This window comes from Paraburkholderia ginsengiterrae, assembly GCF_001645125.1.
In the GTDB taxonomy this organism is placed as follows: Bacteria; Pseudomonadota; Gammaproteobacteria; order Burkholderiales; family Burkholderiaceae; genus Paraburkholderia; species Paraburkholderia ginsengiterrae.
Genome location: NZ_LXKA01000333.1, coordinates 54,050 through 65,483, shown reverse-complemented (window position 1 = coordinate 65,483; position 11,434 = coordinate 54,050). Strand labels below are relative to the sequence as shown.

Here is an 11,434-nt window from a genome sequence, read left to right as displayed (position 1 = left end):
CGAACGCCATGAGCGCGGGCAGTGCGGCGATGCCCAACAGGAACAGTAGCGGCGTGGCGTTACGCAGGCGGTTGTAGAACCGGACATAAGAGGCGTACGCGAGGATTCGCTGCTGGTAGGCGCGAAAGTCGAGTAGTGCCGCCACCTGAGCCTCGTACGCGCCCTTTGCCTGGGCTACCTGAGCTTCATCAGGATTCGGCGCGGCAGCATGTTGCACCCATTGCTTCCCAAAGTCAGTGGCTTGCGTCACGGCAGCCTGGACGACTGCCTGAAACTGGTCTATGGACGTGTAGCCAGGAGGAAGCAGGTCCGCCCGGTGCTTGTCGATGTCCTTTCGGAGCCGCCTGATTTCACAGGTTACTTTAGTCCTGGGTGCCGTGGCATCGGGCGCCAGATCCGAGAAATACAGCAGATCGGCGCGAAGCAATCGCAGCGTGAAGATCAGCGCAAGGCAGATGCACACGAAACTGAACAGCAAGATGCCGGCCGCCCACAGGAATTTCGTGCTGGGCCACGGCAGTGCGCCAAGCCCCGACAAAGGCGTGCCGGCGATCACGACCGCCGCCAGCGCGCCGAAGATGCCCGCCAGCCACTTTATGGTGTCGCGCAGATTCGCCTTGTTGGTGGCATAGGGATCGCCGGCCGCGGCAGCGGCAGTGGAAGCGGGTTCGTCGGAGGCTGCCACACGTTACTCGCCGAGGACTTTGGTCCAGAGACTCATGACGATGGGGTGCCCCATGACTTTCGCGATCTGACTCAGATGACCGGCCAGCAACTCCGCATCGATCGCATGGCCTGTGGGCAGGTGTGCGTCGACGCTGAGCGGCTCGCCGGGTTGCAGGCGATTCGCTCTCGCGGCGAGTTCGGCTTTCGTTTCGCTGTTCAGTTCGCCGCTTTCAATGATCCGATCGAGTCTCAGAAGCGGCAGGCCCGCCGTGATCACGCTCCAGACCAGAGCGCTATGTTTGACTTTGATGATGCTCATGGGGAGCGGCGGGGCCGGCAACGGACCCAGAATGATGGGCTTGGGCGGCGCTGGCTCATCCCCGGAACGGGTCGGCTGCTGCGGTTGCTGCGGCTGCTGCGGATCCTGGGGCTGTGGCGGTTGCTGTGGTTGCTCCTGCGCGGGCGCGATCACCGTCTCCGTGGTCTCGGTGAAATCGAGCATGACTTGCCCGCCGGGAGATTCGAGGATCAGTTGGCCATCGGCGCGATTTGCAATCGTAATGGACATCGTCGATCTCCTTTCCAGCGCGCGCTGCAATAATCCGGGCTCACAGGGCAAGCCGCTGAAAACACGCTCGGACAAAGAATGCTAGGCGATGGAAAAGCTTCTTCAGAAGATTAATCTGGCGACGAATGTTCGACAGGGCACATAACCCTCGCACCGCGCTACTTCCTGTCGTCCGCCCGCATGAATCGCAGTGCGAAGCGCACGAGCTTCGGCATCGTTTGGGGGCGTAGCAGACGAGCGTCATAACCGGAGAAGCGCCGTTCACTTTCCGTGAGGCACAGCGTCATCAGTTCACGCACGCTGGTGGGGGTGGAGGACACGGTTTGCGCACCGTTCACCGTGAAGTTGCGCTTGTGTGTGTGCTCGTTGCCGTCGGCATCGAGCGTGCGCGCGAGATTCATCCGCTCCCAGCCGAGAAACACCCACACGGCGGCCACTCTCAGTTTGAAGCGGATCCGTTGCCACCAGGACAGTTGCGCGCGATGCCACGCGACCCAGTTTGCGAACAGCAGGATATGGCGGCACTCTTCCTGCATAACCGGCTCGAAGGTGTCGACCAGTTCGGGCGGGAACAGCCCCGAGCGCCGGGCGACTTCGAACAGGCCGAAGGCGAAGAAGCTGTCGATGCACTCGCTGTAACCTGTCACGAGGTAGGCCCACTCGGTGTCTTTGGGGTGGACGTAGGGCGCTTCGCTCTCGAGCGGAATACCGTATGCGGCCACCATCCGTGTGAGCACTTCCTTGTGGCGGTTTTCTTCCCAAGCGTTCAGCGCGAGCGCTTCGCGCACGTCAGATTCGGCGAGGGTAGCGGCATACGCCGCCATGCGCAGTCGTGCCTTGCCTTCCGTCTGCACGGCGATGTCCCATATCGGCAGGGAAACAATCCGCTGGAGCGCGTCGGGCTCGAGATGAGGCCATTCGAGCACGGCCGGACGGTACGGATTGAAGGTCTCGAGAAACATCCGGCACATCTCGCGGCGATGCACGTCGGAGCCCGGCTTCATCGGGCCGGCGACGCTGCTCGTCCACTGCCGCGCGTTGCTGTCCGCCACGTCGAGAGCGGCCCGGTCGGCACCGTGCTGCGGCAGCGCGGGCGCGGTGAAGTCTTGAATCAGGTGTTCGACAGCGAATCTGTCAGAGATCGAATCACTCATTAGGGAGGCTCCCCGGTGAATGCACCACCGCGGATTCTGCCATGACTCGAATCGGTTTGCTCTGGCGCTGCACATCGGCAAACGGGCCAATCGCCGGCCGCCAATCGCCAATGGAAATTCGTCGCTGACAAGCGTTGCACTTGTCATTCACGCCCTTAAGTCAGAGCGCATATTTCATTGGCCTTCGCTAATCCCCGCTGGTGGCCTTCAGCACTTTCATCACTTCCGCTGCCGTGTGCTCGGAGTGTTCGCGCAGCAACCGGATGAGGCGCGCACCATCGCGTTTGGCGAGCGCATCCAGAATGTCGCTGTGTTCGCCGAGAGACTCAGCCCAGCGGAGCACGTCTGCATTGGCCGCGCCTCGCGCGCGGTGGATCTTGCTCATCAACGATGCATACAGATCGGATAGCACCGGGTTCCCGGCGACATCGACGATCTGCTGATGCACTTTCTGGTTCGCGCGGTAGTAGGCCGTGCGCTTGCCTTCGCGGTGATAGGTTTCCATGGTGCGATGGCGCTCCAGCAGTACCTTCATCTGCTTGTCGTCGATACGCTGCGCGGCCAGCCGGCCGGCCGTCTCTTCGAGGCCATGCAGCACTTCGAAGATGGCGGCAATCTCGTCTTTATTGATCGGCGCGACCTGAAAGCCCATGTGCTGCCGGTGGGTCACATGGCCCTCGGTCACCAGCGTCTTGAGTGCTTCGCGCAGCGGCGTGCGGGAGATGTCGAACTGTTCGCACAGCGCTTTCTCGTCGATGTGCTCGCCGGGCGGTAATTCCCCTTCGAGAATCATCTCGCGCAAGCGCTCCGCGATCGCCGCGTACATGCCCGTGCCGCGCAGGCTGATGCGCTTGCGTGTGTCCGCCGGTAGTGACTTCATGTCCATGTTGCCTTTGCTTCCCAGTTGCGTCTTCAATCTCCGCTTAATTGTCGTACAGAATCCCGAGGCGAGCTATAAAAATAAAAACACAACAAAATCAATTAACTACAGAGCTTGTAATTCATAATTAGGCATCATATACTGCTTTCGCGCATGCAGCGCACCGGGCCGGGAGCGGTCCCGGTCACAGACATGAAACCCGAAGGCCGAAATCAGGCGAACGGAGGAGACATCGATGCGAACTGTAAATGCGGCCGTGCAGGCCGAGGTCAGGACCGGCGTACGCTGGAAAATCTTTCTGATCATGCTGATGCTGATTTCGATCAACTATGTGGACCGGGCTTCGCTGTCCGTCGCCATGCCGCTGATCGCGAAGGAGTTTCACATCGCCCCGGCCGTGCAGGGGCTGATCCTCAGCTCGTTCTTCTGGACCTACGCCTTCATGCAGATCCCGGGCGGCATGCTGGCTGACCGTTTCAAGCCGCGTATCGTGATCGCGTGCGCCACGTTGTTCTGGGGCTTCTTTCAGGGCATTGCCGCTGTCTGCTCGACGGCCACCGCGCTGATTCTCACGCGCCTGGGGCTGGGTCTCGCCGAAGCGCCGATCTATCCGGCGGGCGGCAAGCTCAACGCCATGTGGATGACCCGGCACGAACGCGGCCGCGGCGCGACACTGCTCGACGGCGGCGCTCCGCTCGGCGCGGCGCTCGGTGCGGTGATCATCTCCGGGCTGATCAGCGAGTTCGGCTCCTGGCGCACCTCGTTCGTGGTGGCCGGTGTCGGCACCATGCTGGCCGGCCTGTTTGCCTGGTACTACATCCGTAACAACCCGCGTGAGCATTCGTCAGTCAATGAGGCCGAAGCGGAATATCTCGAAGCGGCTCTCGCGGAGGAGCACCGCAGCGAGCCGGTTAATGCCAGCGGACGCAGTCTGGATTTCTTCAAGTACCGCTCGGTATGGGGCATGTTTTTCGGCTGGATGTGCTTCAACTCCGTGTTCTACGGCTTGCTCACCTGGATGCCTAACTATCTGAACAAGGTGCACGGCTTCAACATCCAGCAGATGGGCGGCGCGAGCTTCGCGATCTTCTTCAGCGGCTTCGTCGGCGAACTGGTCGGCGGATGGATTGCCGACAAGTGGAAGGCAGCCGGCGGTTCGCCCAACCGCGTCATGCGCACGCTGTTTGGTATCGCCGCCGTGGCGGCCACCGTGTCGATCTTCTCGGTCGCCTATGTCGGCAATGCGGTGACGGTCGTCGTCCTGCTAGCTTCCACGCTGTTCTTCCTGCGCTGGTGCGGTCTGTACTGGTGCCTGCCTTCCATTCTCGGCACACGCAACAAGATCGGTTTTCTCGGCGGATTGATGAACCTGGGCGGCAATATCGGCGGGATCCTCGTGCCGATCATCGTCGGCCTGATCGTGCAGACCACCGGCTCGTATTTTCTGGCGCTGATGTTTTTCGCGGCGGCTGGCGTGGGCCTGTTCGTCTGTTCGACGCTAATCGACTACGAACGCAAGCTGCCGGTCTGAGCCAGGCGTTCCGCACCCGCTGTTTTCATACTTAACTATTCATTGCTGGATTCATCATGAGCAAACGCGTCCTGCTCGGCATGCTTACCCCGTCGTCCAACACCGCGCTCGAACCGATCACGAGCGCGATGGTGGCCCAGCTGCCCGGCGTCAGTGCCCATTTCTCGCGCTTCCGGGTGACCGAGATTTCGCTGTCGGAGACGGCGCTAGGCCAGTTCGACACCACTCACATCATTCAGGCCGCGAAGCTGCTGGCCGACGCCAAGGTCGATGTGATCGCCTGGAACGGCACTTCGTCCGGCTGGCTCGGCTTCGACACCGACCGCCGCCTGTGTCGCGAGATCGAGGAGGCGACAGGCATTCCGGCCACCACGTCGGTGCTGGCGCTGAACGAGATTCTGGAACAGACCGGCGTGAAGAAATTCGGTCTGGTGAGTCCCTATCTCAAGGAGGTCCAGCAGAAAATCGTCGCCAACTATCGTGACAACGGCATTGACTGCGCTTCTGAAAACCATCTCGGCCTGAAGGTGAACTTTGAGTTCTCCGAAGTAACCGAAGATACGCTGCGCGAACAGATCCGCGAAGTCGCGACGCAGCGCCCGGAAGCGATCGTCACGTTCTGCACCAACCTGCGCGCCGCGCATCTGGCCGCCGAAGTGGAGCAGAACCACGGCATCCCGCTCTACGACACGATCTCCACGGTGGTGTGGAAATCGCTGAAGCTCGCCGGCTACGACACGACCCGCGTGACGGGTTGGGGCCGGCTGTTTTCCGAAGTTGTGTAAGAGATCCGCCATGACTACCGTGTACGACCTGATAATCCGTAACGCCGACGTGGTCACCGCGTCCGAGCGCTTTAACTGCGATATTGGCGTGAAGGACGGCGTTGTCGTCGCGCTGGGCCGCGAGCTGGGCGAGGGCAAGCGCGAGATCGACGCCACAGGCCTGCTGGCGTTGCCCGGCGGCATCGACGCGCACTGCCATCTCGACCAGCCCATGCCTGAAGGCCTGAGAATGGCCGACGACTTCCTGAGCGGCACCCGTGCGGCCGTGTGCGGCGGCACCACGACGGTGATCCCGTTCGCCGCGCAGGCCAAGGGCCAATCGCTCAAGGCGGCAGTGGCCGACTATCATCGCCGCGCCGAGGGACGCGCCGTCACCGACTACGCGTTCCATCTGATCGTCTCCGATCCCACGCCCGAGGTGCTGGAGCGCGAGCTGCCGGAACTGATCGCGGCCGGTTATACGTCGTTCAAGATCTACATGACCTACGACGATCTCAAGCTCAGCGACCGCGAGATTCTCGAGGTGATGGACGTGGCGCGCCGCAACCAGGCACTGGTCATGGTGCATGCCGAGAACTCGGACTGCATCGCGTGGCTGACCGACAAGCTCACCGAAGCCGGCAACTACGCGCCGAAGTACCACGCACTGTCGCGCCCGGCGGTGGTCGAGCGCGAGGCGACGCATCGCGCGATTGCCTTCTCCGAACTCGTCGACGTGCCGATCCTGATCGTTCACGTGTCGGGCCAGGACGCGATCGAGCAGATCGAATGGGCGCAGCAGCGCGGCCTCAACATCTACGCCGAGACCTGCCCGCAGTATCTGTATCTGACCGCCGAAGATCTCGGCCAGGAAGACGGCTATCACGGCGCGAAATGCGTGTGCAGCCCGCCGCCGCGCGACTCGTTCAGCCAGAAGGCGGTATGGAGCGCGCTCAAGCGTGGCGTATTCAGCGTGTTCTCTTCCGACCACGCGCCGTTTTCCTATGACGATCCGCAGGGCAAGAAGCCCGGTGGCAAGGAAGTGTCGTTCGAGCACATTCCGAACGGCATCCCCGGCATCGAGACACGGCTGGCGCTGCTATTCGATGGCGTCAATCGCGGCAAGCTGTCACTGCACAAGTTCGTCGAGCTGACCTCGCTGAATCCCGCGAAGCTGTACGGCCTCTATCCGCGCAAAGGGACGATCGCGGTCGGCGCCGACGCCGACATCGTGCTGTGGGACCCGAACAAGCAGGTCGTAATTGCCAACGATGCGCTGCATCACAACGTCGATTACACGCCGTACGAGGGCCGCACCGTTCAAGGCTGGCCGAAGCATTGCCTGTCGCGCGGCGAACTGCTGGTAGAGGGTGGCCGCTATCTTGAGCCGCAGGAAGGCCGGGGCCGCTTTCTCGCCGCCGGCAAACCGCAGTACGTCGACCTTTGAAGCCGGAGCGCAGCATGAAGATCCTCGTGATCAACCCCAATATCTCCGAGAGCGTCTCGACGCTGATTCAGGCGGAGGCGCAGCGCAGCGCGTCTCCCGGCACCGAGATCGAAGTCGCGACCGCGCCGTTCGGCGTGGCTTACATCGAGACCCGCTTCGAGGCGCTGGTGGGCGGGTACGCGACCGCGTGCGTCGCGGCTGAACGGCACGGCAGCTTCGACGGTGTGGTGGTCGCAGCGTTCGGCGATCCGGGCCTGCAAGGCATCAAGGAGCTGCTCGACGTGCCGGTCGTCGGCCTGACCGAGGCTTCCCTCATGACGGCCGCCACGCTCGGGCAGCGCTTCTCGATCATCGCCATCTCGCCGCGCATCAAGGCGTGGTACCGCGAGACGGTCGAACGCAGCCATCTGGCGACGCGGCTCGCCAGCATCCGCTCGCTCGAGGAGCCGTTGCGCGATATCGGCAGCGTGCAGCAGGACTACGCAGCAAGACTGAAGGCGCTGTGCAACCAGGTGGTCGACGAAGATGGTGCGGACGTCATCATCATCGCCGGCGCGCCGCTGGCTGGGCTCGCACGTGAGATCCGCAACGAGTTGCCGGTGCCGGTGGTGGATGGCGTATCGAGCGCGATTACCCAACTGGAGGGCCTCATCCGGCTCAGTCCGCAAAAAGCCACGAAAGGCAGCTTTACCCAGCCGCCGGTCAAGCCGAACCGGGGCTTGCCGGAAGCGCTTGAGCGGTTGCTGAACGGTCGGCAATAAAAATTCGGCATACTATCTGGCCTCCAAACCGACCATGTGAGATGTCCGGATGCAAGCACATCTGAGAATCGCCAGACCTGTGAGCGACCTTGCCAGAGCCGAGCAAATGTATTGCGCGGGATTGGGTTTTTCGGTGATGGGGAGGTTTGCGGATCACCAGGGCTTCGACGGCGTGATGATTGGCCCAGCCGGCATGGACTATCACCTGGAGTTCACGCAGTGCCGAACGGCTCCGGTGACGCCTGCGCCCACTCACGAGGATCTGCTCGTCTTGTACCTTCCCGACGCAGAAACATGGCAGTCCGCCTGTGCAAGGTTGGATGAGCACGGATTCGTTCGCGTGCGCTCATTCAACCCCTATTGGGCCGTTTCGGGGCAAACGTTCGAGGATTTCGACGGTTACCGGACCGTCTTGCAGAACGCCGCGTGGCCGCGTTAATGAGGTCGCCATACACGGCGCTGTCTTCGTCACTGGAAGACGGCAACGACGATCAGTTCGCTGTAGACACACCTAAGTCAGATCAAAAGCGTCAACGTCGCGAATAACGCGAGATCGTCCTTCCTCGCCGAGCGCGAATGCCGGCGAATCACTTTCAACAGGCACTCGACAAAACAGACCGCGGCACTACTCAACGTGCTATTTCGCCGGCTGACAATGCTCAGTTGTCTGGATTCGAAATGCTCTTTCAATGCGAGCGCGCGCAACCGGCCACCGAAGGGAGGCACGAGGCTCAGCACGGTCGGACTCCAGGTGCACATGTCCGCCTGTTCCACCATGGTCTGAAGCATCGCAACCGACTGGGCTCGCACTATGCGGCGCTCGTCGATCTGCGCGCCATGCCGTGTGAAGAGATAGTCCACCAGGCCGGCCTGTCCATCCGCCGGGAAGTTCAGCACCCAATCGTTATCGAGCAGCTCGTGAATCGAGCTTGCATGCTGATGCCGATGTCCGGCACGCACCATGACCGACGATTCGTAGGTGAGCAGGGGCTCGCACGCGAATTCCTGGGTGCCGGCGGCGGGCGGCAGTTGCCCGATCGCAAAGTCCATGCTGCCTTCGCGCAGCAGCGGTTGCGCCACGGCCATTAGCCCTTCGAATAGTTCAAGGCGAATCTCGGGCATCTGCTTGCGAAACAGCAGCACGGCTTCGGGGAGGAATGTCAGCGTGACCCATGGTGTCACGCCGACCATGAGGCGCCCTTCAATGCGCCCGCGCAGTCTTTCGAGGTCGCTTTGAGCATGCTCCAGCTGGTTGAGCACGAGCCTCGCATGAGTGAGCAGAACCTTGCCGTGTTCCGTGAAGCCAATGCCTTCCGGCGCGCGAACCAGGAGCGGCAAGCGCTCGTTCGCTTCCAGCTCGCGCAGCGCGCGCGTGACGGCGGCCTGCGAAAGCCCGAGAGCGCGTGCGGCGCCGCGGATGCTGCCAGCGTCTGCGCTGGCGACCAGCGCTTCCAGTTGATGCAGCTTCATGAGCCGGAATTCGATCTGGGGAGACAACGAGAGGTTGTCATCATAACAAAACGCTGGCTGGTTCCGCGTATTTTCGCTGCATACGATCCGCCTCACTGCACGTCGTCACCGCCGCCAGAAATCGGGTCAGGTGACGACCAACGGTTTCATATCAGGGAGGGATGGTGGAAGCAGAGCGGGTATTGCCGGAAATTAAAGCGATCGAGCGCGAGATGATCGCGGTGCGTCGCAAGCTGCATGCGAATCCGGAACTGGGTTTCAACGAGCACGCGACGAGCGGGTTCGTCGCGACGTCGCTCGCCGAATGGGGATATCGCGTCTCGCGCGGGGTCGGCGAAACGGGTGTGGTCGGGACGCTTACGCGCGGTCACGGTTACAGCCTCGGCCTGCGCGCTGACATGGATGCCTTGCCGATCCACGAGATGACGCGCTTACCTCACGCGAGCCGAATCGATGGCGTCATGCATGCATGCGGTCACGACGGCCATACGGCGATGCTGCTCGCGGCGGCGAAATGTCTTGCGCAACGCACCGAATGGCAAGGTACGTTGAATCTGATTTTTCAGCCCGCCGAGGAAGGGCTGGGCGGCGCTCGCAAGATGATCGAAGACGGCCTGTTCGAGCGCTTTCCATGCGATGCGGTGTACGCGATGCACAACGTGCCCGGCTTCCCAGCCGGGCGTCTAGGGTTTCACGACGGCCCGTTCATGGCCTCGGCCGATGAAGTGACCATCCGCGTGATCGGGCGCGGCGGTCACGGAGCGTCGCCGCAGCATACGATCGACCCTGTCGTCGTCTGTGCGTCGATCGTCATGGCCTTGCAGAGCATCGTTGCGCGCAACGTTGACCCTCGGCATCCGGCGGTCGTTACCGCCGGCGCGATCCATGCGGGCGCTGCGTCCAACGTGATCCCGGCACACGCGGACCTGCTGCTGAGCGTGCGCGCGCTCTCGCCTGAAGTGCGCGCGCTGCTCGAAAAACGGATTCGCGAGACCGCGCAGGGTCAGGCAGCCAGTTACGGCGCACGTGTAGAGATCGACTATCACCACGATTATCCGGTGCTGATCAATCATGCGGCGGAGACCGAAGTCGCGCGCCAGGTTGCACTGGACTGGGGCGGCCCCGACGCGTTGATGGACGGTCTGTGTCCACTTATGGCAAGCGACGATTTTGCGTACATGCTCGAGCGCTGTCCGGGCAGCTATGTGTCGATTGGCAACGGCGACACCGCGCGCAATTGTTCGCTCCATCACCCCGAATACGATTTCAACGACGATTGCCTCGCGATCGGCGCGAACTACTGGGTCATGCTCGCCGAGCGAATTCTTAGGTGACGCACACACATGCCGGCTAAACCATTCATACAACAGAAGGAGATATGCAAATGAAGAACTGGACGATTACGCTTGCTCTTGCCTGCGCGGCTATATCCGGCGCGGCGCACGCGGCCGACTGGACCGGCAGGGAGATCCGGCTTGCCGTCGACCCGACCTATCCGCCGTTGGAGTACAAAACGCCGGACGGCAAACTGACCGGCTTCGGCGTGGACATTGCGAACGCGTTGTGCGCGCAGATGCATGCGAAATGTGTGTGGGTGGAGATGAGTTTCGACGGCATGATTCCCGGCCTCATCGCGCGCAAGTTCGACGTGATTTCCTCATCCATGACGATCACGCCGAAACGCATGGAGCAGATCGCTTTTTCCAACAAAATCTCGAACGCCCCGGCGCGGCTCGTGGTGAGGCGTGGCTCGCCGCTGCTGCCGGTTGCGTCCTCGCTCAAGGGCAAGCGCGTTGGCGTCGAGCAGGGCTCGAGTCAGGAAGACTACGCGCGTGCCATGTGGCAGCCGGCCGGGGTTGAAGTCGTGGCCTATCAGAACCAGGATCAGGTGTTCGCCGATCTGATGTCGGGGCGTCTCGATGCGGCATTCCAGGCATCGATTGAAGCCAGCGACGGCTTCCTGAAAAAACCTGAAGGCAAGGACTTCGAGTTCGCGGGTTCGTCGATCGACGACCCGAAGTATTTCGGTCAGGGCGATGGCCTCGGACTGCGCAAGCAGGACGTCGAGTTACGCGACGCATTCAACCAGGCGCTCGCGACGATACTGGCAAATGGCACCTACGCGCGCATCAACAAAAAGTATTTCGACTTCGACATTTACGGCGCGAAGTAACTATGCCGAACCGCATTGGC

At 61.9% G+C, this 11,434-nt stretch carries 12 protein-coding genes; 7 read left to right on the top strand and 5 right to left on the bottom strand.

The genetic code is table 11. The features are described 5' to 3' along the window. The 4 genes from A6V37_RS25720 to A6V37_RS25705 all read right to left on the bottom strand — a co-directional run. Positions 1–685: hypothetical protein (locus tag A6V37_RS25720; protein ID WP_157447903.1), on the bottom strand; the 685-nt coding region annotated here is incomplete at its 3' end. A gap of 3 nt (positions 686–688) precedes the next feature. Then, positions 689–1,234, bottom strand: coding sequence for a hypothetical protein (locus A6V37_RS41890; RefSeq protein WP_064271730.1), 546 nt, complete (start codon positions 1,232–1,234; stop codon positions 689–691). 158 nt (positions 1,235–1,392) lie between these two features. Further along, entirely contained in the window at positions 1,393–2,238 is an 846-nt protein-coding gene (locus tag A6V37_RS25710; protein WP_423213168.1) for a ferritin-like domain-containing protein, read from the bottom strand. A gap of 337 nt (positions 2,239–2,575) precedes the next feature. Beyond that, positions 2,576–3,274 carry a GntR family transcriptional regulator gene (locus tag A6V37_RS25705; protein ID WP_064271729.1) on the bottom strand — a complete coding sequence of 233 codons (699 nt, stop codon included), beginning with the start codon at positions 3,272–3,274 and terminating at the stop codon, positions 2,576–2,578. Positions 3,275–3,503: 229 nt separating this feature from the next. Here A6V37_RS25705 and A6V37_RS25700 point away from each other — a divergent pair, with 229 nt between their 5' ends. The 5 genes from A6V37_RS25700 to A6V37_RS25680 are packed head-to-tail and all read left to right on the top strand — an operon-like array spanning position 3,504 to position 8,210. Then, complete coding sequence (locus A6V37_RS25700) at positions 3,504–4,799, top strand: MFS transporter (protein WP_064271728.1); 1,296 nt, start codon at positions 3,504–3,506, stop codon at positions 4,797–4,799. A 56-nt stretch (positions 4,800–4,855) separates the two neighbouring features. Further along, positions 4,856–5,584 carry a maleate cis-trans isomerase family protein gene (locus tag A6V37_RS25695; protein WP_064271727.1) on the top strand — a complete coding sequence of 243 codons (729 nt, stop codon included), beginning with the start codon at positions 4,856–4,858 and terminating at the stop codon, positions 5,582–5,584. A gap of 10 nt (positions 5,585–5,594) precedes the next feature. Beyond that, a complete protein-coding gene (gene hydA / locus A6V37_RS25690) occupies positions 5,595–7,010 on the top strand; it encodes a dihydropyrimidinase (RefSeq protein ID WP_064271726.1) in 1,416 nt (471 codons plus the stop codon). A 14-nt stretch (positions 7,011–7,024) separates the two neighbouring features. Then, entirely contained in the window at positions 7,025–7,771 is a 747-nt protein-coding gene (locus A6V37_RS25685; RefSeq protein ID WP_064271725.1) for an aspartate/glutamate racemase family protein, read from the top strand. Positions 7,772–7,820: 49 nt separating this feature from the next. Then, positions 7,821–8,210 (top strand): VOC family protein, encoded by a 390-nt coding sequence (locus tag A6V37_RS25680; protein ID WP_064271724.1) that lies wholly within the window; start codon positions 7,821–7,823, stop codon positions 8,208–8,210. 77 nt (positions 8,211–8,287) lie between these two features. On the opposite strand, the gene A6V37_RS25675 is transcribed toward A6V37_RS25680, so the two are convergent. Beyond that, on the bottom strand, positions 8,288–9,241 hold the full coding sequence (locus A6V37_RS25675) for a LysR substrate-binding domain-containing protein (RefSeq protein ID WP_064271723.1): 954 nt from the start codon (positions 9,239–9,241) through the stop codon (positions 8,288–8,290). Between the two features lie 161 nt (positions 9,242–9,402). On the opposite strand from A6V37_RS25675, the gene A6V37_RS25670 reads away from it, so the two are divergent. Next, positions 9,403–10,575, top strand: a complete 1,173-nt coding sequence (locus A6V37_RS25670) for a M20 aminoacylase family protein (RefSeq protein WP_064271722.1) — start codon at positions 9,403–9,405, stop codon at positions 10,573–10,575. Between the two features lie 50 nt (positions 10,576–10,625). Then, positions 10,626–11,414 carry an ABC transporter substrate-binding protein gene (locus A6V37_RS25665; protein ID WP_064271721.1) on the top strand — a complete coding sequence of 263 codons (789 nt, stop codon included), beginning with the start codon at positions 10,626–10,628 and terminating at the stop codon, positions 11,412–11,414. Positions 11,415–11,434 lie beyond the last annotated feature (20 nt).

Excerpts from the sequence above, each read along its gene's own strand:
- A6V37_RS25705 (WP_064271729.1), bottom strand. The coding sequence starts at position 3,274 with ATGGACATGAAGTCACTACCGGCGGACACACGCAAGCGCATCAGCCTG.
- A6V37_RS25695 (WP_064271727.1), top strand. The coding sequence starts at position 4,856 with ATGAGCAAACGCGTCCTGCTCGGCATGCTTACCCCGTCGTCCAACACC.
- A6V37_RS25710 (WP_423213168.1), bottom strand. The coding sequence starts at position 2,238 with ATGAAGCCGGGCTCCGACGTGCATCGCCGCGAGATGTGCCGGATGTTT.
- A6V37_RS25680 (WP_064271724.1), top strand. The coding sequence starts at position 7,821 with ATGCAAGCACATCTGAGAATCGCCAGACCTGTGAGCGACCTTGCCAGA.
- A6V37_RS25670 (WP_064271722.1), top strand. The coding sequence starts at position 9,403 with ATGGTGGAAGCAGAGCGGGTATTGCCGGAAATTAAAGCGATCGAGCGC.
- A6V37_RS25685 (WP_064271725.1), top strand. The coding sequence starts at position 7,025 with ATGAAGATCCTCGTGATCAACCCCAATATCTCCGAGAGCGTCTCGACG.
- A6V37_RS25675 (WP_064271723.1), bottom strand. The coding sequence starts at position 9,241 with ATGAAGCTGCATCAACTGGAAGCGCTGGTCGCCAGCGCAGACGCTGGC.
- A6V37_RS41890 (WP_064271730.1), bottom strand. The coding sequence starts at position 1,234 with ATGTCCATTACGATTGCAAATCGCGCCGATGGCCAACTGATCCTCGAA.
- hydA (WP_064271726.1), top strand. The coding sequence starts at position 5,595 with ATGACTACCGTGTACGACCTGATAATCCGTAACGCCGACGTGGTCACC.
- A6V37_RS25665 (WP_064271721.1), top strand. The coding sequence starts at position 10,626 with ATGAAGAACTGGACGATTACGCTTGCTCTTGCCTGCGCGGCTATATCC.
- A6V37_RS25700 (WP_064271728.1), top strand. The coding sequence starts at position 3,504 with ATGCGAACTGTAAATGCGGCCGTGCAGGCCGAGGTCAGGACCGGCGTA.